Annotated in this window: 27 protein-coding genes and 1 tRNA gene; 7 read left to right on the top strand and 21 right to left on the bottom strand. The window is 34.3% G+C overall.

The genetic code is table 11. The features are described from left to right. Positions 1-51: 51 nt before the first annotated feature. A complete protein-coding gene (locus K6119_RS16365) occupies positions 52-1062 on the bottom strand; it encodes a hypothetical protein (RefSeq protein WP_221833397.1) in 1011 nt (336 codons plus the stop codon). Positions 1063-1177: 115 nt separating this feature from the next. On the opposite strand from K6119_RS16365, the gene K6119_RS16360 reads away from it, so the two are divergent. Further along, positions 1178-1600 carry a hypothetical protein gene (locus tag K6119_RS16360; protein WP_221833396.1) on the top strand — a complete coding sequence of 141 codons (423 nt, stop codon included), beginning with the start codon at positions 1178-1180 and terminating at the stop codon, positions 1598-1600. Here the strand turns inward: K6119_RS16360 and K6119_RS16355 are convergent. From K6119_RS16355 to era, 7 genes are all read right to left on the bottom strand, one after another. Beyond that, positions 1597-2271 (bottom strand): response regulator transcription factor, encoded by a 675-nt coding sequence (locus K6119_RS16355; RefSeq protein WP_221833395.1) that lies wholly within the window; start codon positions 2269-2271, stop codon positions 1597-1599. The two genes, K6119_RS16360 and K6119_RS16355, sit on opposite strands and share 4 nt — an antisense overlap. Positions 2272-2432: 161 nt before the next feature. Then, positions 2433-3005, bottom strand: coding sequence for a hypothetical protein (locus tag K6119_RS16350; RefSeq protein ID WP_221833394.1), 573 nt, complete (start codon positions 3003-3005; stop codon positions 2433-2435). A 184-nt stretch (positions 3006-3189) separates the two neighbouring features. After that, positions 3190-5517, bottom strand: a complete 2328-nt coding sequence (locus tag K6119_RS16345; RefSeq protein WP_221833393.1) for a TonB-dependent receptor — start codon at positions 5515-5517, stop codon at positions 3190-3192. Positions 5518-5658: 141 nt separating this feature from the next. After that, the gene (locus K6119_RS16340; RefSeq protein WP_221833391.1) at positions 5659-6141 is read right to left on the bottom strand and encodes a hypothetical protein; all 483 of its coding nucleotides are present in this window, start codon (positions 6139-6141) and stop codon (positions 5659-5661) included. A 131-nt stretch (positions 6142-6272) separates the two neighbouring features. Then, on the bottom strand, positions 6273-7280 hold the full coding sequence (gene holA / locus K6119_RS16335; protein WP_221833389.1) for a DNA polymerase III subunit delta: 1008 nt from the start codon (positions 7278-7280) through the stop codon (positions 6273-6275). A gap of 9 nt (positions 7281-7289) precedes the next feature. Further along, entirely contained in the window at positions 7290-8597 is a 1308-nt protein-coding gene (gene der / locus K6119_RS16330; protein WP_221833388.1) for a ribosome biogenesis GTPase Der, read from the bottom strand. Positions 8598-8621: 24 nt separating this feature from the next. Continuing rightward, positions 8622-9497: a GTPase Era gene (gene era, locus K6119_RS16325; RefSeq protein ID WP_221833386.1), complete on the bottom strand. Its 876-nt coding sequence runs from the start codon at positions 9495-9497 to the stop codon at positions 8622-8624. A gap of 115 nt (positions 9498-9612) precedes the next feature. Between era and K6119_RS16320 the strand changes: the two genes are divergently transcribed. Next, a complete protein-coding gene (locus tag K6119_RS16320; protein WP_221833384.1) occupies positions 9613-12969 on the top strand; it encodes a SpoIIE family protein phosphatase in 3357 nt (1118 codons plus the stop codon). 1 nt (position 12970) lies between these two features. Here K6119_RS16320 and K6119_RS16315 read toward each other — a convergent pair whose 3' ends face one another. Beyond that, on the bottom strand, positions 12971-14026 hold the full coding sequence (locus tag K6119_RS16315; RefSeq protein WP_221833382.1) for a DUF6272 family protein: 1056 nt from the start codon (positions 14024-14026) through the stop codon (positions 12971-12973). A gap of 123 nt (positions 14027-14149) precedes the next feature. On the opposite strand from K6119_RS16315, the gene K6119_RS16310 reads away from it, so the two are divergent. Beyond that, the gene (locus K6119_RS16310; RefSeq protein ID WP_221833380.1) at positions 14150-14626 is read left to right on the top strand and encodes a nucleoside deaminase; all 477 of its coding nucleotides are present in this window, start codon (positions 14150-14152) and stop codon (positions 14624-14626) included. 159 nt (positions 14627-14785) lie between these two features. Here the strand turns inward: K6119_RS16310 and K6119_RS16305 are convergent, their stop codons facing one another. From K6119_RS16305 to K6119_RS16270, 8 genes are all read right to left on the bottom strand, one after another. Further along, positions 14786-15235, bottom strand: a complete 450-nt coding sequence (locus K6119_RS16305) for a hypothetical protein (RefSeq protein WP_221833378.1) — start codon at positions 15233-15235, stop codon at positions 14786-14788. Positions 15236-15326: 91 nt separating this feature from the next. After that, positions 15327-15761 (bottom strand): hypothetical protein, encoded by a 435-nt coding sequence (locus tag K6119_RS16300; RefSeq protein WP_221833376.1) that lies wholly within the window; start codon positions 15759-15761, stop codon positions 15327-15329. A gap of 19 nt (positions 15762-15780) precedes the next feature. Beyond that, positions 15781-16140, bottom strand: coding sequence for a hypothetical protein (locus K6119_RS16295; protein WP_221833374.1), 360 nt, complete (start codon positions 16138-16140; stop codon positions 15781-15783). 29 nt (positions 16141-16169) lie between these two features. Beyond that, positions 16170-16442, bottom strand: a complete 273-nt coding sequence (locus K6119_RS16290) for a hypothetical protein (RefSeq protein ID WP_221833372.1) — start codon at positions 16440-16442, stop codon at positions 16170-16172. Positions 16443-16499: 57 nt separating this feature from the next. Then, positions 16500-17828 carry a hypothetical protein gene (locus tag K6119_RS16285; RefSeq protein ID WP_221833370.1) on the bottom strand — a complete coding sequence of 443 codons (1329 nt, stop codon included), beginning with the start codon at positions 17826-17828 and terminating at the stop codon, positions 16500-16502. Continuing rightward, the gene (locus tag K6119_RS16280; protein WP_221833368.1) at positions 17821-18381 is read right to left on the bottom strand and encodes an RNA polymerase sigma factor; all 561 of its coding nucleotides are present in this window, start codon (positions 18379-18381) and stop codon (positions 17821-17823) included. The genes K6119_RS16285 and K6119_RS16280 overlap by 8 nt, the downstream gene beginning before the upstream one ends. Further along, the gene (locus K6119_RS16275; protein WP_221833366.1) at positions 18381-19085 is read right to left on the bottom strand and encodes a hypothetical protein; all 705 of its coding nucleotides are present in this window, start codon (positions 19083-19085) and stop codon (positions 18381-18383) included. The genes K6119_RS16280 and K6119_RS16275 overlap by 1 nt, the downstream gene beginning before the upstream one ends. Positions 19086-19418: 333 nt before the next feature. Next, positions 19419-19491, bottom strand: a tRNA-Met gene (locus tag K6119_RS16270). Positions 19492-19696: 205 nt separating this feature from the next. Between K6119_RS16270 and K6119_RS16265 the strand changes: the two genes are divergently transcribed. Continuing rightward, positions 19697-20140 (top strand): toxin-antitoxin system YwqK family antitoxin, encoded by a 444-nt coding sequence (locus K6119_RS16265; protein ID WP_221833363.1) that lies wholly within the window; start codon positions 19697-19699, stop codon positions 20138-20140. Positions 20141-20142: 2 nt separating this feature from the next. Then, entirely contained in the window at positions 20143-20580 is a 438-nt protein-coding gene (locus K6119_RS16260; protein WP_221833361.1) for a hypothetical protein, read from the top strand. Here the strand turns inward: K6119_RS16260 and K6119_RS16255 are convergent. Both K6119_RS16255 and K6119_RS16250 read right to left on the bottom strand, forming a co-directional pair. Continuing rightward, the gene (locus K6119_RS16255) at positions 20577-21890 is read right to left on the bottom strand and encodes a mechanosensitive ion channel family protein (protein WP_221833359.1); all 1314 of its coding nucleotides are present in this window, start codon (positions 21888-21890) and stop codon (positions 20577-20579) included. The two genes, K6119_RS16260 and K6119_RS16255, sit on opposite strands and share 4 nt — an antisense overlap. A gap of 191 nt (positions 21891-22081) precedes the next feature. After that, positions 22082-22900 carry a VanW family protein gene (locus tag K6119_RS16250; protein ID WP_221833357.1) on the bottom strand — a complete coding sequence of 273 codons (819 nt, stop codon included), beginning with the start codon at positions 22898-22900 and terminating at the stop codon, positions 22082-22084. A 122-nt stretch (positions 22901-23022) separates the two neighbouring features. Between K6119_RS16250 and K6119_RS16245 the strand changes: the two genes are divergently transcribed. Beyond that, complete coding sequence (locus K6119_RS16245) at positions 23023-23574, top strand: CPBP family intramembrane glutamic endopeptidase (protein ID WP_221833356.1); 552 nt, start codon at positions 23023-23025, stop codon at positions 23572-23574. On the opposite strand, the gene K6119_RS16240 is transcribed toward K6119_RS16245, so the two are convergent. Then, positions 23571-24563, bottom strand: coding sequence for an AMP-binding protein (locus K6119_RS16240; RefSeq protein ID WP_221833355.1), 993 nt, complete (start codon positions 24561-24563; stop codon positions 23571-23573). The two genes, K6119_RS16245 and K6119_RS16240, sit on opposite strands and share 4 nt — an antisense overlap. A gap of 69 nt (positions 24564-24632) precedes the next feature. Between K6119_RS16240 and K6119_RS16235 the strand changes: the two genes are divergently transcribed. Next, complete coding sequence (locus K6119_RS16235; protein ID WP_221833354.1) at positions 24633-25094, top strand: thioredoxin family protein; 462 nt, start codon at positions 24633-24635, stop codon at positions 25092-25094. 92 nt (positions 25095-25186) lie between these two features. Here K6119_RS16235 and K6119_RS16230 read toward each other — a convergent pair whose 3' ends face one another. After that, complete coding sequence (locus K6119_RS16230; RefSeq protein WP_221833353.1) at positions 25187-26452, bottom strand: aminotransferase class I/II-fold pyridoxal phosphate-dependent enzyme; 1266 nt, start codon at positions 26450-26452, stop codon at positions 25187-25189. Positions 26453-26482 lie beyond the last annotated feature (30 nt).

Genomic DNA, 26482 nt, shown 5'->3' with positions numbered 1-26482 from the left:
TAAATGTTTGCGAAGCATGGCCAATACCCCGACTTTATGGTTAAAATCTATCTAGCCTTTTTCATATGTTTCTAAAATATTTTTTACTGTATTGGTTTGTTGTACTTTGTCCGCAATCCCTACAATAGCTTTGCGTAGCAATTCATCTTTTTCTCCTCCCTTCAATTTAAGTTTATAAAGCGTTAAAAGTGGAGGCAAGTAATTGGTGTAAAGTCTTCGTTCTGTACTATTAAGACTTAAACCTGAAAAGTCTCTATTTGCTAATTGCATCCAAAACTCATTTAAAACACTTTTTTGATCTGCAATATTTAACTGATAACACAATCCTGTGACATAAGAGGTTGGCTTTACATTATTCAAATAAGACTGAGGAACTGTAGTGGCAACATAGCTTGACTTACTTCCCATTACAGCCGCAACATAAGTAGCCTCATTGTGATTAAAAATTGTACTTCCCAAGCCCAATTTGGCATTCATTTTTTGTCTGTAACTGTCATTGACCAAATAATCCAAATTGACAATTGTAACACCGCTACCTTTTCCCTTTAATTGCAATACATAAAGAGGAATTGCTTCTTCTTCTGAACTCACTATCAAACTACCTGATGATGGCAACATGTCTTCATAATAAGACAATACATCTTTGGAGTAATATGATGCTACTTTACTTAACAGTTGTTTTTGTCCTGCAGCATCTCCAGTTAAGCTGTAATATCCAAAAAGCGATTTTACAACCTGGCTTTCACTAGTTGCCTTGTTATAAGCATCCTTAATTCTTTTACCATTTGCTAAATAATGTCCATCACACAAATACCAGGCATAATTTGTTTGCCATGTATCCGGATACTTATCATTCATTGCATAGCACCAATCTTCTAAAGACTCCTGCTCTGTTTTGCTAAACATCTTGGTCCCGCTTCGCTTAAATCCGTTTCTTTTAGAAATGAATTGGCTCAGCGCTTCATCCGCAGTTCCCGGAATATCCAGCTTAGATCCTTCTTGAACCTGGGCCATTCCAAAAGTGCTCACTATTAATAATATGACAGCTAATGCTCTCTTCATTTATGTCTCTTTGTAATTGATTACACCTTTAGTTTAAAAAGGTTCATTTTTGAAAAATAATTGAAATCCGGGAGAAGAGAAAATAATTTTTACATTTATACAAAACCAATTGAAAATGAAAAAATTCGGATTGCTGCTATTATTCATTCCTTTTGTATTTATATCATGTTCCAATGATGAAGCTGAAAAGGCTGCAGAAGTATTTCACAATAAATTAAATGATGGAGATATTGAATATATCATGGACAATTTGGTAGACACTGAATATGCTACTGAGGCAGAATTAAGCAATTTTAGAAATGTTTTAGTTCTAATGCACAGCTGGGGCGAACATAAAAACAGAGTTTCTACCGGTGGATTTAATAGAGGGTATCACAATGGAATTAGCACTGTTAAGCTCAGTTATACAGTAGACATTCAAGAGCAACCAATGCATGAAAGGTTAGTGATGTCTAAAACAGATGATGGATATAAGGTATTAGCTGTTGCTATTAATCCGGATGAATCAGTTGTTGAGCAATTTGCAGAGCAATATTAAGAATCAGCTGAAAACAAGTACTTATTAGGAGAAGTATATTTCTCTTTCACCGCGTACATAACAATTCCTGCGGTATTTTTAACACCTAATTTGGCCATAATATTCTTGCGGTGGGTATTAACCGTATGCTTACTTAAAAAAAGTTTTTCAGAGATCGCTGCATTTGTATGCCCTTCCGCAATTAATGTAATAATCTCTCTTTCTCTATCTGATAACATTACCGGATCACAACTAAAATCAACTTCCTCAATACTTTCAATATTGATTCCTTCAGTTCTGATAGTTTCCAAAATAGTCCCGCAAAAAAAAGTATTGTTATTCGCCGTTTCAACTACAGCATTTTTTATTTCCTCAAGACTGCAATCCTTTTTAATGTAAGATGTTACTCCTGACTTAATTGCATGCACCAAAGTTTGAGCGGTTTGAAGTGGCGTGATTCCTACTATTTGCACTTGTGGATCTAATGCTTTAACTGCCGGAACTGCGTCAATTGTAAAACCATCTGAAGTGTAATCAATTAATACAACTTGAGGTTTAAATGTTTTGATTTGATCTAATAATTCTTCTGTACTTTCAGCTTCACCTATGATTCTAAACTCTTCGTCCTTGAAGATTGTTCTAAGGCCAACGCGAATTAATTCGTTACTATCTGCAAGTATTAGATCGATCACTTATTTAGAATGGTTTTAAATAGTGTTACAAATATAATCACTCAAACCTTTTAATCGAAGATTTTTTATTCACATTTCAAAAAAAAGTGTGGTTCGATACTTATCAAACCACACCCTGGTATATTTCAACCTATTGTAAATTGTAGGAATTAAATGATTGGCTAAAATCTGTATCCTATTTTGAATGCACCGTGTAAATTTTTATCGGTTAATGTACTTCTTTGGTAAGCTATTTCTGCAGACCAGTTAAAACCACTTTTTTTGATTTTATGTAATCCAAATGGCACATATAAACTGTGATTTTGTACATCTCTACCATTATAATGAAAGGCAGTATAGGCACCAACATAAGGCGTTAAATTCAATCTGCTTTTTCCAAAAAAGTGGTATCTACCACCTAAAAAATAACTCAAATCTCCTTCAAAACTTTGCAATCCTGCTCCTGCTTCTATCGCTATTTTAGGAGTGATGAATCCATCCAATGAAGCACTTGCTATACCTCCAGGACCTAAAGCTCCGATATTGATTCCCACCGGTCTTTGAATTCTTCTGTTCTTTCCCGGTCTTTTATCTTTGTCTTTATTTCCAAATAAATCTTCTCCAAAAGGATTTATTGGATTTAATAAATCTGTCTTTTTAGAAACAGTAATTGTTTGAAAGTTTTGTTTCTTATCAAAGCCAAATACCATCTGGCCAATAAGTATTAGTGCGATTATTACTACTGCTTTTTTCATGACTTAATAGTTTTAATATAGATCATGAATCTTGCACGGTCCATGATTTATAAGTTTTAGCATACAAAAACAAACATGCTGCCAAAAACAGATTTTTAAGATCAATACGATAAACTGCTGAGTAAATTGTAGTAATCAGTGACTAAAATGTACTGAACAAAAAGAAGAATGTCCAGTAAAATTATTAGAATTTGAAGTTAACAGCCAAAGAAGGCATAATAGGAAGCTGATGAACTTTCTCATTTGTTACTCTATTTACATAGAAGATATTATTTCTACTATAAACGTTTGTAACACCTGCGATAAATTCAATTTTCAAGTTCTTATTATTCTCAAATGACAATGTCTTTTTCACATTCAAGTCTAAACGGTGATAAGTTGGAAGACGACCATTGTTACCATTTTCATAGATAAACGTTAACTCATTAGCATTTCCGGCAACGTAGTCATCATCAATATTGTTAATTACCGGTTGCTCATACACACCAACTGTTTGTTTAAATGGTAAACCTGTACCTAAATTCCAACGAGATGTAATTTCCCAACTTTCATTTTTTCCGAAAGTGTAAGTTGCTATTAAGTTAACATTGTGTCTTCTATCAAATACAGGAGCGTATTCGTCAAAACCATCCCATCTAACAACTTTACCTAATGAATAAGCTGTCCAGATGTAAAGGTGCTTAGTTTTAAATGTCAATACAATGTCTCCTCCCCAGGCTCTACCATTTTCAATAATGAAGTCTTTTTTGAACACGTCATCAATTTGAGAATTCTCAGCATTGTCTTCATAAATCTTGTTACGGTTCACGTTGGTAAGCTGATTGAAGAATTTATAATATCCTTCAAGGTTTAATTTTAAGGTTTTAGAAAGATCAATCTCAATACCTCCTACACCATGCCATGCTTTTTGCAATCCGTTTTTAATTTGAATTTCACTTGAATTTTGCAATTGAAAATCTGAAGGAATGTTACTTGGAGCAGTAATAAATCCATAAAATAAATTCACTACGTCCTGATCTGATGTTGTACTTGTAAAGTTTTGCGTGTAAAATCCACCTGCCACTTTAACTCTCCAGATATCCGTGATGTTAAACTTACCTGCGAATCTTGGCTCAGCCGTAACCTGACCAACTGATGAATATGCTTGAAATCTAAAGCTAGGTTCTAAGATTAATCTTTTACTTTTTGAAACATAACGATAGCTCACGTAAGCCCCCGCTTCAATTGTATTATCGTTTTGTTCAATTTTTCTGTTTACCTCATTGAAAGTTTGGAACTCTGTTCTGAAATAACTGAATCCAAATCCATAATCTAATTTGGTTTTTCTAGCCAAATAATAAGTGAAATCAAAGGCTAATTCTCCTCCAAATATTCCTGATGTTCTAGGTTCAAGATTTTCTTCTTCCAATGCAATATCATAAGATGAGAAGTTTAATCTTCCTTTCATGAATAACTCTGAATTCTCAGGTACAAAGATGAAGTTAGATCCACCACCAAAACTTTTCCAGTTTAAGTTTGAAACTGCTTGATAAGTAACGTTGTCATTAAATGAAAATCCGAAGAATGAAATTTTATTGGCAGCATTTCCCTGTACTGTTACTTTTCCGTATAAATCCCAAAAATTGAATGGTAATCCTTGTGTTACACCATTTTCATCCTGATTGATGTAAGGATACAATGCTTTTGATGTTTGCTCTAGCAATGAAGCTTTACCTGAAACAACAAATGATATGTTATTCGCTTTAGAAATTGGTCCTTCTAACAACAAGTTAGATGTAAAAGGGGAAATTCCAACTGCTCCGGCAAAACGCTTTGCATTTCCATCTCTGTAAGTGATATCCATGATTGAAGATATTCTTCCTCCATATTTAGCATTAAATCCTCCGGTGTAAATGTCAGCTGATTTAATTAGATCAGTTTCAAATACTGAGAAAAAACCAATTGAGTGGAATGGATTGTAAATAGTCATTCCGTCTAACAAGATTTTATTTTGGATTGGTGTACCACCACGCACATAAACCTGACCTCCCTGGTCTCCAGTAGAAACAACACCCGGTACAGTTTGAAAATATCCCGCGATATCAGATACCCCTCCAGTAACAGGAACTCTTAAAATATCTTTAGGTGTGATTTTTACAACAGAAGTTCTTGGATCAATTTTTCTGTCTTTGTCTTCATGTACAACTTCAATTACGTCTAACTGTTTTCCTGTTTCCAATTCCACATTCAGGGTAGTAATCTTCCCCTCAATAATGGTAATCTCTTTTGTAAAATCAGTAAATTGAGATGCTGTAATTCTAACAGTATATGTTCCAACCGGAATTTTCGGAATCGAGTATAATCCATCTACGTCTGTACTGGCAAATTTTTCAGCCCCCATCACCACAACTTTGGCAAAAGGCACACCGTTTCCATCCGCATCACTTTTAACAACTCCTCTCAAGGTTCCTTCTTGTCCAAAAACAATGGACACTGCCAGCAATAAGGTTAACGTAAGTAGATTTCGAAGCATATTGTAATTTTAGCACGCCAAAGATAAGATATTTAAGCTGAAATGTGCGAAAATGTTCTAATTGCTTACTAAAGTGTTGATTTTTGAAATTAAGCTGTATGCCACACTGGTTTATATTTATTAAATCAGGGTGTTAAAACCTTATTCCTTTATTGGAAAATAGTATCCTAATTTAAGTGATCCCCATATTGGTGTAAGATCATTTTTGATACTTATATAGGCAGCCTCTACACTGAAAGAAAACCCTTTATTTCCTAAATATTGAATACCAAGCGGCATGTAAAGCCCCTTACTATAATCTTCAGGTGCAAATGGTGAAATCCAAATAATATTGGTGAAATAAAACCCTAAATAAGGCGACCAGTGGTGAGGTTTACTAAATGTTCCCGGAAAAAATCTAAGTCCGGCAAATGCACCTAACATACCGAAACCGGCATCTATATTGACATTTTTTGAAATGAAATAACTAAAATTTAAACTACAATATGTTGCAGGTCCAAAAGATGTTGCCTCTATACCAAACCTTCTGAAGTATCTAATGTTTTTATAAGATTGGCCAAAGGATGAATGTGTTATTGAGGTCAGTAAAATAAACAAACAAAGAATCTTAAAAAGTCTTTTCATAATCTTTCTGTTTTGGTTTGGCAGGTTAAATACCACTCAAAGATTATAAAAACACAACTATCTTAATGACAGATTTTTGTCAATGAATTGATTGGATTTGTAATTTGAAGATTAAAGTTTGTAAATGAAAATCAATGCAACAATTTGTACACCAACTCCTTCATTAATTCGGCATCTGTTGCACCTCCATTATTCACACCTTTTGCCATGAGATCATACTCCCTAAGGATGGTGAAATTTCGAGAAATAATTTTAGCAGGATGCTTTCTCTTATTCATGATCAACTCTTTAGCAGGATACGGATGAATTTTAAGTATGCTGGCAAGTTTTCCGGGATCATCTGTCTTGGCAAAATGAGCTTTAAACAACCTTTGGTAAAGTGAATACAAACTTCCTAAAACAACAGTTATATGAGTAGCCTTCGGATTTTCTCCAAAGTATTTCACAATGCGATAAGCCTTAACAATATCTTTTTCAAGAATAGCATTAGTCAACTCAAACACATTGTAATCTTTTGAGATTCCTATATGTTTCTCAACATGTTTTTCATTGATTTGCTTGCCTTCTTCCACGACAATGAACAACTTCTCTAATTCATTCACTATTCGCTCCAACTCATTACCAATATATTCTGCAACCAATGCACAGGCTTTATCTGTAATGTTCCATCCTTTAGATCTTACAAACTCACTGATCCAACCGGGTAATTGATAATCTTTGATTCCTTCAGATTCAAAAATCACGGCTTTCTTAGCCAGGATTTTATAGATACGAGATCGCTTATCAAACTTCTTGTATTTGTGAGCAATTACCAAAATAGTTTGATGAGATGGCGACTCAAAATATTGCTCAAAAGCTTCCCATTGAGCTGCTCTTTTATATTCTTGTGCCTCTTTTAATACAACCACCTGATACTCGCTCATCATTGGCAAACGACTGGCAGCATCCACTACATCTATTGGCTGGGTGTCTTTGGCGTACAAGACAGTTTGATTAAAATCACGTTCACTCTCATCCAAAATCTCATTCATTGCCGCCTTAACAATTACATCAATGTAAAACGACTCTTCTCCGTGAAGAAAGTAGATGGGCTTAAACTTGCGCTCCTTGAAATCTTTTAAAATATCCTTGTAAGTCACAGGATAAAATTACTTTTTTCTGAAGAAAATTCTAATTGGAACTCCCTCAAAATTGAATTCTTCTCTCAACCTGTTTTCAACGTAGCGTTTATAAGGATCTTTAATATACTGAGGCAAATTGCAGAAAAAAGCTATTGCTGGTGCATGTGTAGGCAACATTGTAGCATATTTTATCTTAACATATTTACCTTTTACAGAAGGTGGAGGATTTTTCTTGACAATTTCCAGAACAAAATCATTCAGTTTTCTGGTAGGAATTTTTTGCGTTCTGTTGTGATAAACCTCCATGGTTTTCTCTAAAACCTTGTGTAATCTTTGCTTTGAAATTGTTGAAGTAAAAATGATTGGCACATCTCTAAATGGCGCTAATTGATTGCGGATTTTGTCCTCATACTCTTTCATAGTTTGAGTTTCTTTCTCCACCAAATCCCATTTATTTACAACAACCACAACACCTTTTCTGTTTTTCTCAATTACATAAAAGATGTTCAAATCTTGTTTCTGAATCCCCTCTGTTGCATCAATCATAAAAACGCAGACATCAGAATATTCTATACTTCTAATTGATCTGATCACAGAGTAAAATTCCAAATCTTCATGAACCTTACTTTTCTTTCTGATTCCTGCCGTATCAATCAGTTTAAAATCAAATCCAAACAGTTGATATCTCGTATCAATAGAATCTCTGGTTGTTCCAGAAATGGGTGTAACAATGTTTCGTTCTTCTCCAGTAATTGCATTAATAAAAGATGATTTTCCAACATTTGGTTTTCCTACCACGGCAATTTTAGGTAAATCTGATTCATCTTCAGGCGCTCCATCTGAACTAAACTCTTCTACCAAAGTGTCTAAAAGTTCTCCTGTTCCTGAACCATTTACTGCAGATATATTGTGAATCTCACCCAATCCCAACGAATAAAATTCAGCCGAATCTAATTGACGGTTGGTATTATCCACCTTATTAGCTACCAAATAAACAGGCTTATCTGTTCTTCTCAATAAATGGGTAACCTCTTCATCCAAATCAGTAACACCTGTTGTTACATCAACCACAAACAATATAACAGATGCCTCTTCAATGGCTATCTCTACTTGTTTACGAATTTCTTCTTCAAAAATATCATCTGAACCATGAACGTATCCCCCGGTATCAATCACAGAGAACTCAATTCCATTCCATTCAGAAAGGCCATAAATTCTATCTCTGGTTACACCACTCACCTCTTCTACTATGGCCGTCTTTGACTTTGTCAATCGGTTGAACAAAGTTGATTTACCTACATTTGGCCTTCCTACTATGGCTACAATATTTGACATTCTATTCTTGTTTAAAACACAAAATTAATATCCGTGTCTTTCTAATTTTTTATCGTTTTCTCTCCAATCCTTATCTACTTTGACATAAAGCTCTAGGTGCACCTGTTTGCCCACAAATTTCTCAATGTCTTTTCTGGCGTCAATTCCAACGTATTTAATTTTCTTGCCTTGATGCCCAATTAAAATACCTTTTTGTGTTTTGCGCTCAACGTAGATGACAGCTCTAATTCTAATAATCTTTGCTTCTTCCTTATATTCCTCCACCTCAACCTGCGTGGCATAAGGCACTTCTTTCTTATAGTTTTGAAAGATTTTTTCACGAATCATTTCACTGATAAAAAAGCGCATTGGTCTATCTGACAATTCTTCTTTATCATAGTATGGAGGACTTTCTGGCAGCAATTCAAGTATTCTTTTCCAGATAGGCTCCATGTTAAAACCTTCAAGCGCTGAAATGGGCAAAATTTCGGCATTTGGCATTTCTTTGTGCCAATACTCTACTTTATCTTCAATCAGTTTTTGATCACCCTGATCAATTTTATTGATCAAAAGTAAAACCGGAATACTTGTTTTTTTGAGTCGTTCCAATGTCTTTTCATGATTCATTCCTGTTTCGTAAATATCCGTAACAAAAAGAATGATATCTGCATCTTTCAATGCAGTACTCACAAAAGACATCATGTTTTCATGCAACTTGTAATGCGGATCCAATACACCAGGTGTATCAGAAAAAACCACTTGATAATCTTCATTGTTGACAATACCCAAAATACGGTGACGCGTAGTTTGAGCTTTGGAGGTAATAATAGACACTTTCTCTCCAACCAATTGATTCATCAAAGTTGATTTTCCAACATTTGGACTACCTACAATATTTACAAAACCTGACTGGTGACTCATAATTCTGACTGCAAAGCTAGTAATTAAAGAGTTGAGATGTTCAGCTTATTGAAACTATATTTACTTGTGGAAAATATTTTTATAGATTTACCCTATAATAATGGTAATCACAGTAATGCATATAAGAAGCATATTTCTATTCATATTCATAGCTATAAGCACTGTGATTTATGGGCAAAAGACTATTAAGTTAGGTCACCCAAAAAAGATCAAACTTGAATCACCCTATAAAGGAACTCCCTTTAGATATTTTACTTACCATTATAACATCAACTCCAACTTACATTCAAACAATGTAGATGATATCGCAATAGATTCTGAAGGACGCGTGTGGATGGCGAGTCAAAATTCAGGAATTGCAGTCATGGATGGTATTGATCTATACACATTTGGAAAACACAATGGTTTGTGGGATAGATATTCTGATGTTTTCGTAGATCATGGTGGAACTGTATGGGCCGGCGGAAACGGTGTGGGCGCCGTAAAATTCTTACCCAATTTATATGCAGAACTTTATATTGATTATTCTGCGATATCTGATTTACACATTCAACAAATTGCTGAAGATTCAAAAAACAACATTTGGATTTCAACCAGACTTGGGGGAATTACATGCATTAAGGAAGACACTACTCTTTTTTTTAATGAAGAAAATCATGGAGGACATACTGAAATTCATGTCATGTCCATTGATGCAAATGATGTAGTTTGGTATGTCGCCAATAAAAAACTCTACTACATAAAAGATAATGTGGTTAACGAAATGCATTATGAAGAATTTGTTTCAGATCCTATTATGATTCTTTCTGAATCGAACAAAAATTATCCTCCGGTTGGATTATTTGGAGATACTTTTTATGAAATTTCAACTGAAAAACTGACCAAAATTAACTTTGAAATTCCAGATGGGATTGAGGTAGATATCAATTCGCTAAAGTACGACAACAATGGACTACTATACTTTGCAAGTTTCAACTCAGTTCACCGTATTGAAGATGGTGTTGACATTCCCATCATTTCTAATCAAACACATTTAGGAATTAGGGATTTTGAATTTGACAAACACAATTCACTTTGGATCAGCACTATTAGAGATGGCGTTTACTTTATTCCTGATCAAAACATTTTACGATTAACTGAATTTTACTTCAGAAAGCAAAACCATAAAAGAGTTGTTTTATTGACAGATGATAAAGATTATGTAGGTGCAGAAATGAAAGAAAAGAAAGTATTGGCTAACAAAAAAACACTTTTCAACATAGGCGATTCGAGATTAGGAGCAAGTACAGTTACCGAAGACGGATTTTATTTTGAAGATAGAAAAGGAAATAGACATTACTTTGACACATTATGGAACAGCATTCCTTCAAAAGCCTCATTTTACAAAGATTACTCTGCCATATTGTATCATGATTTACAATTCTTAATCTCAAAAAAAGACAAGAAAGGATATGTAGGAGATGACAAAAGTAAAACCCACATTCTTGACAATGTTAAATACATCAAACCTTTTCATAAGGAAAATGACAGATACTATGTATTAGTTGAAGAAAAATCCTGGGAAAAATATGGAATAGGATACTTTGAAAATGGCACCTACACATCCGTTTTTGACTCCATTACAGTATGTGATTATAAAGACTCTATTCCTATTCAAGGTTTAAATGTAACAGCTGCCAGCTATGTAAATGACACTACTTTTTGGGTAACCACATGGGGAACCGCAATGTATGTAATCACTCCTAATACATGTCAATCTGTTAGTGAAGGTTTTGGTTCTTCAATTATTTGGGGATATGACATTGACCCTGAAGGCAATCTTTGGATTGGTGGAATAGAAGGTGGATTAAATTATGTAGATAAAAAAACAACTTTCGTTTTCAACATCAATGACAAATCAGGTTTATTAGGACCTGCGGCCCGCAGTATTTATTGTGATAAAGACGGATCTGTTTTAGTAGGTACTAATGTTGGAATGGCATATTTTGAACCTAAAGTGAAGGACTTGCCGGTAAATAGTAAAGATGACTTTTTCAAAAAATACAAATTCAAATTTTATTCTCCGAAACAAGGGTTAATTGGAGACGGTTTTTCTGCTCTTTTCAAAGACGAATACAACAGACTTTGGGCCACCAGTAGAACTGACGTTTTACATATCATAGATATTGAAGGTAAAGAGTTTCAGCCTGAACATCTCCACTTTGAACAAATTTACACCCTTGATTCAGACAACAAAATTAGTCATCAATACTTTTGGATTCCGGGATCTAAACCTACTGACCCAAAAGAGCTTGTAGTTGATTATGGAGAAATTTTACACATAAAAACCAAGGCAGCCTATTTTACCAACTCATTTGGATTGAATTATCAGTGGCAATTGGATAGCGAAGGATGGAGTTTACCTCAAACTTCAAACGACTTTGTTTTAAGTGGTTTACCAAACGGAAAACACGTCCTGAAATTCAGAACCATTAATGAGAAATTATTGAGCAGTAATGAAATTGAATTAAGCATAATTGTCAACCCTCCATTCTATCAAAAAGCGTGGTTCATTATTTTAATGATACTAATTGGTGCAGGATTGATTTATTTATTGTTCCGTTGGAGAATTCATGTTTTAAAGGAAAGACAAAAACAATTAGAAGACACAGTTGAAGAACGCACTGAAGAAATTCGTATTCAAAAAATTGAAATTGAAACCCAACATGAAGAGATTAAAGACAGTATTACTTATGCCAAACGCATCCAGGAAGCCATTTTACCTCCAACATCTTTAGTCAATAAATGTTTACCTGATAGTTTTATCCTATACAAACCCAAAGATGTAGTAGCCGGAGATTTTTACTGGTTAGAGGAAATTGATGATTATATAATGTTTGCTGCAGCTGATTGTACGGGGCATGGTGTTCCGGGAGCTATGGTTTCTGTAGTTTGTCACAATGCTCTCAGTAGATCTGTTAAAGAATTTGGATTGAGAACACCTGGAGATATCCTTGATAAGACCAGGGATTTAGTGATTGACAGATTTGAAACAGGAAAGCAAGAAGTAAATGACGGCATGGACATTGGACTTTGCGTTTTTAACAAAAAGACCAGAAAATTATATTTTTCCGGAGCCAATAATGGCATCTACCTCATTAGGAATAATGAATTATATGAGACAAAAGGAGACAACCAACCGATTGGTAAATTTCATAGACAAACTCCTTTTAACACACACGAAATTGAACTTATTAAAAATGACATCTTTTATTTGTACACAGATGGATTTGCAGATCAATTTGGTGGAGAAAAAGGTAAAAAATTAAAATCCTCTTTCTTTAAGAAACTGTTGATTGAAAAACATCAAAAAGCCTTTAAAGATCAGTACAAAGATTTGGATAATGCTTTTGAAGAATGGAAAGGCAATTATGAGCAGGTTGATGACGTTTGTGTGATTGGAGTTTCCTTAAGTGCTTATTTCGCTAAGTAGATTAATCTGTAATTCTAACCCCAAGCATTACATAAGTACCTTTTTCGTCCTCACTTACTTTTAACTCCACTGAGTTTTTACTGGTTATTCTAATTTCAGATAAGCCAATTTGCTCAGAGCTAAATGCTGAGTTCATTCTGTGACTCATACTTCTTAAATCATCATCAGACATATAATTGATGTCATCAACAATTCTTTCCAGTTCCTCTACATCTTCATTTGTATAGTTTCCTGAAGAGATATAAATTCCATCAGGAATTTTTTTGATGGCAAACAATCCATGTTTCTGTCCATATTCTTCATCACTATAGTGAATAATATTCTCTACCAAACCACTCACTATTTTTAAAACATTAAGTGGATTTACTTTGGTTAACTGAATACTGCTAGTGATAATTGGTATAATAGGCTCAATTGTAGATTCGTTAAATACTCCTTTGTAAATAAACAGAATTTCTTCATCCTTAATCAATTCAGCCATCTGCGAATTGACATCAACACTCATTGGTGTACAGTCTGAAAATTCAGGCAATCTCATAAAATCAACCTGCATATTGAAGTTGTACACATTAGGTACAAGATCTACAAATTCATATTGTACTTTACTTTTAGATCTCCTTGCCATTTCAATCAATCCCATTCCGGCTCCTCCTCTTTCGTCTAACTCACCTTCTTCTAAAATCTTTAAAAACAACTCCTTTAATGAATCTTTGTTATGACTATTAATCTCACTTAACCTATCGTCCAATTCTTGTTTTACTTCATCCACAACAAGGTTAGAAGAAAAAATATGCATGAACACTTCACTTCCTCTAATACCAAATACGTTGTGATTGCCTTCGCCTAGAAAGGAATTTTTGTGTCTTACAATATTTTGAAAACTCTCGGTAATGACAAATGCCAGATTACCTCTAATCTTTCTATCGCTTTGCATACCAATAAGAGCAATCATCTTTTCAGTGAAGTAATCTTCAAATTCACCGTGATAAAAAAGACATACCTTATCCCTTTTAAAGTGCCTGCGTAACTGGTCTAATATTTTTAAATGATGTGGCATCTACTTATAACAACGTTTTGTTGCATTATTAAGTTAGCTGTTCTGCCTCGTTATTCTAGAGAATAGTTATTAAATTCGATAGATGAAACGAAATGTACCACGAAGTGCATCAAAATTTAATTTATGAGTAACGATCACGAGAAGTTTATGCAACGTGCCATAGAAATGGCATCATTTGGTATGCACAACAACCTTGGAGGCCCTTTTGGAGCGGTAATAGTAAAAGATGGAGAGATTATAGCTGAAGGGCACAATGAAGTAGTTTCATCAAATGACCCAACCGCACATGCCGAAGTTGTTACTATAAGAAAAGCCTGTGAAAAATTGGGCGATTTTCAATTAGATGGATGCATACTTTACACATCTTGTGAACCTTGTCCAATGTGTTTAGGTGCAATTTACTGGGCAAGACCGGATGCGGTTTACTTTGGATGTAACAAAAAAGATGCTGCAGACATAGGTTTTGATGATCACTTTATTTATGAAGAAATTGACCTGGATTTTCATCAAAGAAAAATCAAATTCCACTCTTGCGGAAGAGAAAATGCCTTAACTGTGTTTCAGCAATGGGCTGAAAAGGAAGATAGAACTGAGTATTAAAAAAAACAGAAAAGCCCAGACTTTCGTCTAGGCTTTTTAGCAAGGATTGAACTCACATCTTATAACCATTCCAGGTCACAAGTTTAAAGGGTTAAACTATAAAACCTGAGTTCATTATTTCAATTTGTAAAATCTATTAATACCTAGTAGTTTAATCTACTATTTTGGCACCATGTGAAATTCATGTGTGTTTCCACCATTTGTAAATGAATACCACAATTCATCTTTATCTAATTTGATAATATCATAATCTGAAGTTGAAACTGTAGATGTTTGAGCAGTCAATTCATAACTACCTGTACCAGAAATATTGATTCTATCTTTATCATCTACAAGTGTCCATGTTCCAGTTTCTGATTTAGGATCACCACTTGCATCATTATATGATCTGCTGTATGTTCCACCATCACTAAAAGTTTCTTGGTAATTAGTTATCAATAGCTGGCTGGTAGCATCAGTACCGTCAAAATAATATTGATCAATTGTCCAGGTATTTTGGATATTCTTTTCAGCTTTTGCTTTTGAACCTCCATTCTCATACTTTTTACATGATATCAATGATCCCATTGACATAATTGCAATTGTTAAAACAAGCGTTGTTCTTTTCATATTTAATTTATTAATTAGTGAAACGTGAAGGCAAAAACCTTCTATTATAATACACTTGCAGCATAAAATGCTCAAGCAAGTTGTGACTTTATTAATCTATTGGACTCAATGAATAACTCCCATTTCCATTAAAATCAGAAAATGTTAAAGTAACTGTCCAAACTCCAGAAGCTCCAGCCAAACTTACACCAGAATATGTATCATTACTTCCAGCATACCTTGTTTCATTTAACACTTCTTTTTTGTCTGCATCTTCTAGTTTAAAGTTTAATGAACCTGTAGGAGTTGTGATGTCAAAATTAACTTCAGCTTTTGACTTGTTATTTTCCCAACCAAAGGCGTAAACCCCATTATCTCCTGTCCCTGTGAAATCTCCACCAGCATTAGCTCCAGTTGATGTAACACTTACGTTGCCATCATAAGTATCAGTGATAACTTTCCCATCCTTTACTTTGTTACAAGATGTGGCAGTTACGGTAAGACCTGCAATTACGATTAACCCAAATAATTTATTCCATTTTTTCATTTTAATCTCATATTATTGATTACTGAATTCTTTCAAGCTGAAGGTTTTCATCCCCAGGCAGCTCTATTTCCATCTCGTTCTTTTTAATTTTAATTACATTGTAAGTATCAATAGATCCATCATTTTCAGTGATAATAAGTTTGTTTTTTCCATCACCCCAAGCCCAAACTCCTTTTTTTGAACCGTTCTCAATATAATCTCCATTTTTACTGTACTCCCATATTTCACCTGCATAGTCAGCAGTAATATTGGTATTGTCTTGTAGATCTGTTGCATTCGCAATCTTCCATTGATCTCTTGTTAAATTTGCCTTTTTACAACTTGACATTGTTACAGAAATTCCTGCCATAAACAACATCACAAATAAGATTTTTTTCATTTCGTTTGATTATTTATTTATAAGCCGTTTCAATTTGCTGAGGGGTTGGAATATTCTTTTAAATAATTTTTACCTTTCTCAGTAATTCTTACACAAAACGCCTGCCGCTCTACATTTGCGGTTGTTTCTATAAGATTTTTATTTTCCAATAAATATAAACTGTCAAGTATTCTAAAAATGACTAAAGGCTCCTGAGTCTCCTTTCCTATATGATTATTTATTACATCAACAGGAATGAAATCATCTTGACGATCCGGATAACTGAAGTTTATAAACTTTAAAATATTGACACCTAAATCCATACAATAGTTTTCTCCACTTAAAGCCGAATGAAAAATGTAAAGGGTTGGAAAAAGGTGTTAAATTTTGAAACCTAACTTTAGATAAACTCCATTTGAAAAAGTTTGGGACACATTTAAGAAGCTTGATTGCTTTTCAGTTCCCTGAAAGATGTTTGCTAAACCAAAATTTGAATGAAGTCCATACCCCACAACAAATCTGTTAAACTCATGTTGAATTCCTAAATCCACTTGTACACCGTAATTCCATTTTTTATGTGAAGTATTGTTTGAAATTAGTACATCATCCACATACTCATTGCTGTATTTTAAATATCCACCGAAAAGTCCTATGTCGGGATTGAACCAGATGTGATTACTTTTTCCTAGAGGAATGGATTTACCAAAAGACAATGAAAGTTGACAGTAATCAAGTTTTAATGAATGATTTAAGTATTGAAAATGTTGATACTCCTGAGTTGATCTTTTAATTCTAGAGTTCAAATAAAATTCAGCCTGCACAAAATAGTTCTTTTGAGTATAGAACTGTCCGTACAATCCATAGTTTGTGGAAAGCGTAAAATTATTTGAGTTTATTGAATTGGCTGAGAAAGCAGACCTGGTAGTTGCATCTGAAATAAGTCCATTATCAACAGCACCAAAACCACCAACTATCCATTTTCTTGGGTGTAAATTTTTATTTTTTCCCGGTACAGGCAATTCAATATTTGGCATACCTTGCTCATATCCTAACTGCACTACTGGTTCAACCGAAGTTCGCTCCAATAATTCAATAAATGAATTCTCTTTTTGAAAACTTGTGGTATTATTATTATCATCCCGAATATCTTTATCAAGAGATACATTTGTTGATCTCACTACAAAACCCTCTTGTCTATCAACTAATGACATGGTTGAATTGCTCGAAAAACTTTCAGGATTCTGCAATTCTCTTTCCTTAGAGCTGATATTATCAACAATTTCTGAGCCTTCTTTACTAGTAATATCACCCGAATCAACCTCGCTTATATTTTCTTTTAATTCAACAGAATCTTCACTTTGATTGACAGAGATAAATTCATCTTTAAAAAGATATCCTGCAAATACCAGTAGTAAAATAATTCCAGCAATATTCCACCATATGATCGCACGTCTTTTCTTTTTCTCTAGTTTTTTCGCAATTCGTTTCCAAACTGTATTAATATCAAGTTCTTCCTGAATTTCGGGCCATACAGAAGTAGGTAAATCATCCGAAAATTGATTGAACGCTTCAACAATTTGTGTATCAATATCCACATTAGCATTTAATTTCTTCTCCATGCTACTCCATGAATCAAAATCAAATCCTTCATCAGAAGAATCAAACCCATTTCTAATTAGGTCATCAATATTTCCAGATTTATCACTCACTTTTTAATGATGCTTTAATAAGGGTTCTGGCCCTATTTAATTGTGATTTTGATGTTCCTATGGATATTTCTAAATGCTCAGCTATTTCAGGATGCGTTAATCCTTCAATTACAAACAGTTTTAAAACTAATCCTGCTTTACCAGGTAATTGATTAACCAATTCCCTTAATCTTTCAGCAGTAGTTTGACCACTCAATAATTCAAACTCTTCAGCCTCTACATGCAATTCAGCATCAAGTTCTCCTATTATTTCTTGATATCTTTTTTCTTTTCTTAAAACATCAATGGTTCTGAACACAATTACTTTTCTAACCCAACCTTCTAATGATCCTTCAAATCGATAATTTTCAAGTTTTTTAAAAACCTCTATGAATCCTTCTTGTAAAAAATCCATAGCTTCATCATTATCTCTTGCATAACGTTTACAAACTTGAAACATCTTCTTAGCAAACTTTCTATAAAGTGCTTCCTGATATCTTCTATCATCTTCAATACATTTCTGTACTAGAAATCTATCATCAAGAAATTCTATGTTTTCAAAATTATTGTCCATTAATTTCCAAATGTTGCCTCAGTAGCATCATCTATTCGATCCGCAATTAGGTCATAAATCGCGTCATTTACACTCTCATTTATTAAAATGGTCATTGTACCTTGAACATCAACCATAACTGCATTATCCCACATATTTATGGTCACAATATCAAACCAATATTGTGGATCAAATTGAATAAAAGTATTGGAAGGAATATTTTTGTCTAAAACTATTATTGGTTCTCCCGTTTCTGATTCCCCATTAATACTAAATGTTTCACTTGATTCAAATTCAAAGATTACCGGAAATGTTTGACTGGATTGATTAGTATAAGTACCTTCTACCTGAATAGTTGGTTGGCCCAAATCATCAAAAGTGTCAAATGAAATGTCCAAATCTGTATAATTTCCTTGAGGAATATCCAGATTTAACTCAGAAACCATAATTGTAGGACTAAAGGTTATTAATAATCCTTGAGAAAAATCTTTGTTCATTTCAACAGGAGCACCTTCTTGTCTTGTTCCTTCTACTCTAAAATCGGTTATTCGTATGTAACCCGAATTAAACTCTAGATGGCCTTGGGTACTAGGCTGACGATTAATATCCATTTGCACAGAAACATCTGCAGGTTTCTTTAATTCACTCTTTTTACAAGAAGTTAAACCGACGAAAATTGTCAGCACTAAAATTGGCCAATATCTCTTGAATAGAATATTCATCATTATAAAGTCGAATTAATAATACTTAGGGTTGGAAAAAGATTTTATTTTTTTTCAACCCTAAAATATCTTGACACTTTTTCACAGAGTAAATTAAAAAAAATGTCTGCTGAAAAACAAAAAAGCTTGGACTTTCGTCTAGACTTTTCTTAGTAGCGGGGGCTGGATTCACTGCCACTCACTGCGTTCGGGCAGTGGACCTTAAGGTTGGGATTAACTAAGAAAACCTTCACTTAGTTCAGTTTTTTTTATTTCATCCAATCCTCATTCAAGCAAGCTTGAATCGTCTTAGATAAAACAAAAAAACCTCAGCGCAATGCACTGAGGTTTTCTTAGTAGCGGGGGCTGGACTCGAACCAACGGCCTTCGGGTTATGAGCCCGACGAGCTACCAACTGCTCCACCCCGCAATATATCTTTATAATAATTATCTCCTCGTTTGGGGGGACAAATATAGTGAGAGTTCTACATCTGAACAAATTTTAACTCACAAATATTTCATCTATTTTGTAAACACTGCTAAATCAGCCTTCAAGAACTTTCACTGATATAATTATTCTCTTTTTCAATTCTTAATAACTTTGCAGTTCAAACATTTATTATTTGTTTCGCATCATGACTAAATGGAGCTTTTTACTGATTTTACCAGTTGTAATTTGGAGTTGTAAAGGAGAAGAACCTAACAATGATTCTGAAAATCAAACTTCTGATATTGACTCAACGCATTGTGATTGTCATGAATTAACTTTTGACGAACCTTATAATCACTTTTACAGATTTGAAAGAAGAGTTGGTTATACAGGCAATTGCCAGGAATATTATGCGGATGGATCTGTCAAGTTGGATAAAAATTTTGTTGATGGTAAAGTCCATGGTAAAATGATTTCTTATCACGAAAACGGACAGATTCATGAAGATCAGGAGTTTGATATGAATTTCCAGGTAGGAGAACGCATCATTTATACCAAATCAGGTAAAGTTAAATTTCATGCATTATACAAACGCGGTCAGCAAACGGACGTGTTAGAAGCTCATCCTGAATTAACGCTGGACGATTAGATATGGAAAATGAAAACCCAAAAGATGAACAAAAAGCACTTAAGCTTTATTTCGTTACCAATCTATTAAATGTTCTTTTTTACATCTATCTATTAGCAAGATTTTTAAATATTGGTGACACCAGAAACCTCACAAAAGGAATTCACCTTTATTTCATCATTGGACTAATTTTATTGGTAACCTACATTCGAAACCAAGCAAAGAAAGCGGGAGGAGATATGCCAAACCCTATTATTAGCAATAAAACGGCAAAAATTCTTCATTTCTCTGCTACCGGCATCTTTTTACTAGGAATTTTTTTAACCGTTGCCAAATTGAAATTTGGAGTTTTTATTAGTCTTTTATGTATTCCTTTAGAAATTGCAGCAATTGCCGTTTCATTTAAACCATTTAATAGTTCTCAGGATAAAGAAGATCTTTTGGACACTGATTTGGACTAGTTCGCAATTCTCTTAAAATCTTCTCCTGAAGGATTCTCAAATATTCTCAGATCAAAATATTTGACAGAGGCCATTAGGTGATCAAAAATGTGACTAATTACCTGCTCGTATTCATCCCAAACTTTAGTTTTGGTAAAACAATAAACTTGCAAAGCCACTCCTTGCTCAGTAGGTTGTAATTGACGCACCATCAAAGTCATGTTCTGATTGATTTCAGGATTATTCTTTAAGTACTGCGTAACATAGTATCTGAAAATCCCAATATTTGTCTGGTTCCTGCCATTTAACAACACCTTTTTATTCACCTTGTTATTGGCATTGAATTGTTCAATTTCTTGTTCTTTTTTCTCTACATAATCTTTGATCAATTCAATCTCACCTAGTTTATCTAATAGTTCAGGTGTACAGAACTTAATTGAACTTAATTGAATATTCAAAGATCTCACTACCCTTCTTCCACCTGACTCTTGCATCCCTCGCCAGTTTTTAAAAGAATCAGAGATAAAAGAATACGTTGGTATGGTAGTAATAGTCAAATCAAAGTTTTTGACCTTTACTGTATTAAGGGTAATTTCCATTACATCTCCATCTGCACCATATTTTTCCATAGTTACCCAATCACCAATACGCACCATATCATTAGCTGCCAATTGTATACTCCCTACAAATCCTAAAATAGTGTCTTTGAAAACCAACAAAATCACTGCTGTCATGGCTCCCATTGAAGTTAAAATGACTAATAGATCTACATTAAAAGCCACTGAAATCATGATAAAAACCAACAAAATGGTCACGATAATCTTACCTAACTGCGAAAAAGATTCTAGTGGCTTATCTTTCAAAGATTCTTTTTGACTCAACACATCTTTGGTAGTATTCAAAAAGCGAATGATCACAATATTGATCACAATAATGATGGCTAAATCTGTGAGTTTTACGCCAAATGTGGCTATTCTTGGAAAAGAGTGAAATACAATACGGATAAAGTAATCCATAAATAACAATGGCACTAAGTGCGCCAATGCAGAAAAGAACTTATTGTTTACTAATTCATCATCCCACTTTGTCTTTGTCTTTTCAGCAAACCTGTGAATGATAGACAATAAAATATTTCTTGTCAGCCACCACAAAAGAAAACTTACTCCGACAGTTATAATCACCAAAAGTATTGTACGGGTATAAATAAGCGAATCACCTGACAAACCCCAGTCTCTCAAGGTTTCATTACACCAATGCAAAATCTCGGCACTATCAATGTCTAGTTTGTTTTTTGGAATATCGCTAGAATCTAACAGGTCTTCTTGAATCATAGGTGCTTAATTTAGACCTTCAAAATTAAAAAGAATTCTACTCTTACCGGGACTTCATTGATTGAAATCCCGGGTTAAGCAGCTTTTATAGGGTGAAATTGGTTGCAGCACAACGATTGTGGCACCAAACTACTGCTTTTACATTTCTTTAATAAAGTCTAATCTACCTGAATTATAGAATATTATACGGGTCAAGTATTCTGTCCAATCAAAGGATTATACATCATAATTGCGTGATTCTCGGTCACCAACTCTTCTGTAGTTTCGGTGGTTACCTTATTTTTAATACGTCTCCATATCTGATTGTGTCGCGTATAACCACCCCACCATTGCAATTCAAATTTATGGTTGCGTTCAAAAACCTCATACTCATTGACAATTGGAAAACCAGAAGAAATATTTCCCTGCAGATGTGTCTTGCTTATTTTTAAATTAATCTGAAATGGAACTTGTGTTTCATTTTTTAGTTGTAAATCCACATAATTGTATGAAAGCGTTGCGCCGGATCCAAAAGGAAGCTTTCTGTTAACATCCGGAAAAACATCATAGCCGTGTCTCCATCTTTCTTGCACTGTTAAAGGAGTGTGCAAACTCATCCAATAAATCAAATTTCCCATTTGGCATAAGCCACCTCCTACACCTCTTCCAATTTTACCATCACTTAAGGTCAATCCATCAACGTATCCTTTTCTTTTAGTTGGCCTGCCAACGGTCTTCCAAAAAGAAAATGTTTGACCGGGTTCAATGATGATTCCGTTAATTTTTGATGCCGCTAATCTGAGATTAACAATTTTATTGTGTTGCAGATACATGTCCACATCCTTTAATTTTCGCAATAACAAAGTGGAGTGATTTACCACTTCATTGGGCAATGGGGACAGGTCTATCTCCCTTGCATATACTTCCTGACCTGTCCACCAACGAACTTTCTGTTTGATACAGAAATATTCTTTGCCAATGCTTCTTCTAAGTTTTGATCTATGGATGGGTTTATCTACACTATTTTTCATAATTCGTAAGCTTGTAAGCATTAAATTATTGAATCAATAATGGATTTTAAATTATTTAGGCAGGCATTATAATTTCCATTTATTTACCGACCGTTCAGCTTGATTATTCGTTACTTTGTGATATGAGAAGTAAGTTCAATTCTCTTTGGATTTTAGGTTTGGCCACGCTCATAGTTTTTCCACTTTTGGCTTGGCCGATCATGTATTTTCAAGGCATCAGTTTTGAATCTGTGTTTGTTGTGGAATTACCTCAACTCTATTCCATTCCTTCATTTTTATCAGCAGGAATTATTTTTGGGCTCATTGTGATTTGGCTAACTGAACTTCCCTTCTTTGATGACTCATTGAGCAAATACAGAGACCTCCTAAGCAACTTAAAAATCAACCGTTTTCATGTTATTTTTCTTTCCATTTGTGCCGGAGTTGGTGAAGAGATATTTTTTAGAGGAGCCATACAACCACTTTTAGGCATCATTATAACAGCCATCTTTTTTGTTGCTATCCATGGATACTTCTCTTATAAAGAACCAAAAGTAAATGCATTTGCCATTTTGCTAACTGCTTTCATCATGTTCCTGGGTTGGGCCGCAAGAGAGCTAACTATTTACCATGCAATTGCAGGTCATTTTAGTTATGATCTGGTGCTATTAGCATATTACAGAAAGAATTCTTAAAACTTTTTACGAATGATTTTTTGCGTAGGTGTTTCTTCTAAAACATCTTCTACTATCACTTCTTTTGGAGCATGATAACGCGGAACAGAATCCTTTGCGTCATTCAGCAATTTTTCATTATCAACCTCTCCCTCAACCACAAGGACCGCAACTTCACCAAACTTATCATCCTTTTTAGAAGTCACATAAAAACGATTGTCAGGCAATAAATGAGCGATCATTTTTTCTATTTTTTCAGGATAGATTTTTATTCCACCTGAATTGATCACATTGTCTAATCTTCCTTTCCATTTAAAAGTGGTTGAATTGATATAATCAATCACATCATTTGTGACGAGTGTTTTCTCCACCACTTTGTTCTTTTTTACTACCAGACATGACCTTTTATCTAATGCTATTTTATAACCATCAAGACAATTATAAATTGGAGTTCCTAATCTTCTCAAGGCAAAATGTGTGATAGTTTCAGTCATTCCAAATGAAGCATAGATTTTTGAGCTAATGGCTGTCAGTTCGTTTTCTACTTCAGGTGAGATAGGTGCACCTCCAATGATTACATTTCCAATTCGTGCCAATATCTCCTTAGAATGCTCATTCTTTAAAATTTCATTGATCTGAGCGGGCACAAACGCTCCAAACGCAATAGGCTCGTCATTCACATTTTTTAATGGATCACCTGATAATGGAGCAATCATAAGATTCATGTTGTTCTCAATGGCTCTTACTATCATTAATTTTCCAGCAATGTAATCCGGAGATAAGTTCAACAATGCAGTTTGACCTTTTTCAAAACCAAAAAACTTAGCTGTATAATTGGCAGATGCCCTCACTCGTTTTTTACTCAATTCAATCTCTTTAGGAGTTCCGGTAGAGCCGGATGTACTCACTGTTATTGTTTCAGACGCATCATTCCACAATCTTACAAACGCCTTTATCTTGCGTAAGTACTCGTCAGACACACCGTCAACAATAATAAGATCGTTTAACATTGGAATATTTTTTGAGTATTAAAGGGTAACCAATAATAAATTGGACGTATTAAAGTTAACAGAATTAAAATGAAGAATTTGTCTATTGTCATATTATTTAGTGCTTCTTTATTATTTGGATTTACCTATGATAGATCCTTAAATCAGCACAATCCACAGGACAAATCTGTTGAAGAAGAAGAGATTAAATTCTTTGAAGGTAGTTGGCAAGAAGCGCTTAAAAAGGCAGACGAGGAGGACAAACTGATTTTTTTAGATGCCATGGCTTCCTGGTGTGGATTTTGCAAAATTCTGGAAAGAGATACCTTTTCCAATATTAAAGTGGTTGAGTTCTTCAATAGAAAATTCATCAATTTCAAAATGGACATGGAAAAAAATCCCAATGGTCCAAGATTGAGCAAAAAATATAATCTAAAGGGATACCCTACTTTGTATTTTATAGATAAAAATGAAGTATTAATTCATTCGGGCTCGGGCAATATGTCGGCTCGTGATATAATAAGACTTGGTCAAGAAGCTTTGGACAAGTAAAATAGACCTATAATAAAAAAGAAACCCCTGACGTAGTAGTTGTCAGGGGTTTCCTATTCACCGAATATTATCGGTAAGACACAGCGCGTGCCCTATTTATCAGTTTCTACTACTTTCAACTGTTCAGCTTTGTATTTTCCAGATTTTAGTCCTTCTTGTACTTTCTTGAAAGTTTCAATAGTATATTCAACATCTTCCATTGTATGAACTGCAGTAGGGATCATTCTTAGCATGATCACATCTTTAGGTACAACCGGATAAACAACGATTGAACAGAAAATTCCATAATTCTCTCTCAAATCAAATGTAATATTAGTTGCTTCACCTAATGTTCCTTTAAGGAATACAGGAGTTACAGGAGAATTAGTTCTTCCTATATCAAATCCTGAATTTTTCAATCCTGTTTGTAATGCAGTTGCAATTTTCCACAAGTTTTCTTTGTGTCTTGGTTGAGTTCTCAACATTTCAAGACGTTTTCTTGCTCCAACAACCAAAGGCATTGGTAATGATTTTGCAAACATTTGAGATCTCATGTTGTATCTCATAAATTCAATCACATCCTCAGTTGAAGAAATAAAAGCTCCAATTGATGCCATTGATTTAGCGAATGTTCCAAAATAGATATCAATTCCGTCATGACAACCTTGTTCTTCACCGGTTCCCATTCCTGTTTTACCTAAAGTTCCGAAACCGTGAGCATCATCAACGAACAATCTGAAATCGTATTTTCCAGATTTTCTGTACTCAATAATTTCTTTTAAAAGACCTTGGTCTCCAGCCATACCGAAAACACCTTCAGTAATAACCATGATACCTCCACCAGTCTCTTGAGCTAATTTAGTAGCACGCTCCATTTGTTTTTCGAAGCTAGCCATGTCATTGTGTTGGAAAACAAATCTTTTTCCTGCGTGTAATCTTACACCATCAATGATACAAGCATGAGACTCACTATCATAAACAATTACGTCTTTTCTATCAACTAGACAATCAATTGCTGATAACATCCCCTGGTATCCGAAGTTTAAAAGGATAGTATCTTCTTTTTGCATGAAATCTGATAACTCACGCTCCAAAGCTTCGTGCTCTGAAGTTTGACCAGTCATCATTCTAGATCCCATAGGATAAGCAAGTCCCCACTGAGCTGACGCATCCGCATCCGCTTTTCTCACTTCAGGATCATTTGCTAATCCTAAGTAGTTGTTAACACTCCATACTAGACATTCCTTACCTCTAAACGTCATTTTGTTTCCAATTTCACCTTCCAATTTTGGAAAAGTAAAATATCCGTGTACTCCTTTGGCATGTTGACCTATTGGTCCTCTGTTTGCCTTAATCTTCTCAAATATATCTAACGCCATAATTTTAATTTCCTTCACGTCGCGCGTGAG

The sequence above is a fragment of the Paracrocinitomix mangrovi genome (assembly GCF_019740355.2).
GTDB classification, from domain to species: domain Bacteria; phylum Bacteroidota; class Bacteroidia; order Flavobacteriales_D; family Crocinitomicaceae; genus Paracrocinitomix; species Paracrocinitomix mangrovi.
This window is presented reverse-complemented; position numbering and strand designations above follow the sequence as displayed.

Excerpts from the sequence above, each read along its gene's own strand:
- K6119_RS16365 (WP_221833397.1), bottom strand. The coding sequence starts at position 1,062 with ATGAAGAGAGCATTAGCTGTCATATTATTAATAGTGAGCACTTTTGGA.
- K6119_RS16360 (WP_221833396.1), top strand. The coding sequence starts at position 1,178 with ATGAAAAAATTCGGATTGCTGCTATTATTCATTCCTTTTGTATTTATA.
- K6119_RS16350 (WP_221833394.1), bottom strand. The coding sequence starts at position 3,005 with ATGAAAAAAGCAGTAGTAATAATCGCACTAATACTTATTGGCCAGATG.
- K6119_RS16345 (WP_221833393.1), bottom strand. The coding sequence starts at position 5,517 with ATGCTTCGAAATCTACTTACGTTAACCTTATTGCTGGCAGTGTCCATT.
- K6119_RS16340 (WP_221833391.1), bottom strand. The coding sequence starts at position 6,141 with ATGAAAAGACTTTTTAAGATTCTTTGTTTGTTTATTTTACTGACCTCA.
- der (WP_221833388.1), bottom strand. The coding sequence starts at position 8,597 with ATGTCAAATATTGTAGCCATAGTAGGAAGGCCAAATGTAGGTAAATCA.
- era (WP_221833386.1), bottom strand. The coding sequence starts at position 9,497 with ATGAGTCACCAGTCAGGTTTTGTAAATATTGTAGGTAGTCCAAATGTT.
- K6119_RS16320 (WP_221833384.1), top strand. The coding sequence starts at position 9,613 with ATGCATATAAGAAGCATATTTCTATTCATATTCATAGCTATAAGCACT.
- K6119_RS16315 (WP_221833382.1), bottom strand. The coding sequence starts at position 14,026 with ATGCCACATCATTTAAAAATATTAGACCAGTTACGCAGGCACTTTAAA.
- K6119_RS16310 (WP_221833380.1), top strand. The coding sequence starts at position 14,150 with ATGAGTAACGATCACGAGAAGTTTATGCAACGTGCCATAGAAATGGCA.
- K6119_RS16305 (WP_221833378.1), bottom strand. The coding sequence starts at position 15,235 with ATGAAAAGAACAACGCTTGTTTTAACAATTGCAATTATGTCAATGGGA.
- K6119_RS16300 (WP_221833376.1), bottom strand. The coding sequence starts at position 15,761 with ATGAAAAAATGGAATAAATTATTTGGGTTAATCGTAATTGCAGGTCTT.
- K6119_RS16295 (WP_221833374.1), bottom strand. The coding sequence starts at position 16,140 with ATGAAAAAAATCTTATTTGTGATGTTGTTTATGGCAGGAATTTCTGTA.
- K6119_RS16290 (WP_221833372.1), bottom strand. The coding sequence starts at position 16,442 with ATGGATTTAGGTGTCAATATTTTAAAGTTTATAAACTTCAGTTATCCG.
- K6119_RS16280 (WP_221833368.1), bottom strand. The coding sequence starts at position 18,381 with ATGGACAATAATTTTGAAAACATAGAATTTCTTGATGATAGATTTCTA.
- K6119_RS16275 (WP_221833366.1), bottom strand. The coding sequence starts at position 19,085 with ATGATGAATATTCTATTCAAGAGATATTGGCCAATTTTAGTGCTGACA.
- K6119_RS16265 (WP_221833363.1), top strand. The coding sequence starts at position 19,697 with ATGACTAAATGGAGCTTTTTACTGATTTTACCAGTTGTAATTTGGAGT.
- K6119_RS16260 (WP_221833361.1), top strand. The coding sequence starts at position 20,143 with ATGGAAAATGAAAACCCAAAAGATGAACAAAAAGCACTTAAGCTTTAT.
- K6119_RS16255 (WP_221833359.1), bottom strand. The coding sequence starts at position 21,890 with ATGATTCAAGAAGACCTGTTAGATTCTAGCGATATTCCAAAAAACAAA.
- K6119_RS16250 (WP_221833357.1), bottom strand. The coding sequence starts at position 22,900 with ATGAAAAATAGTGTAGATAAACCCATCCATAGATCAAAACTTAGAAGA.
- K6119_RS16245 (WP_221833356.1), top strand. The coding sequence starts at position 23,023 with ATGAGAAGTAAGTTCAATTCTCTTTGGATTTTAGGTTTGGCCACGCTC.
- K6119_RS16240 (WP_221833355.1), bottom strand. The coding sequence starts at position 24,563 with ATGTTAAACGATCTTATTATTGTTGACGGTGTGTCTGACGAGTACTTA.
- K6119_RS16235 (WP_221833354.1), top strand. The coding sequence starts at position 24,633 with ATGAAGAATTTGTCTATTGTCATATTATTTAGTGCTTCTTTATTATTT.
- K6119_RS16230 (WP_221833353.1), bottom strand. The coding sequence starts at position 26,452 with ATGGCGTTAGATATATTTGAGAAGATTAAGGCAAACAGAGGACCAATA.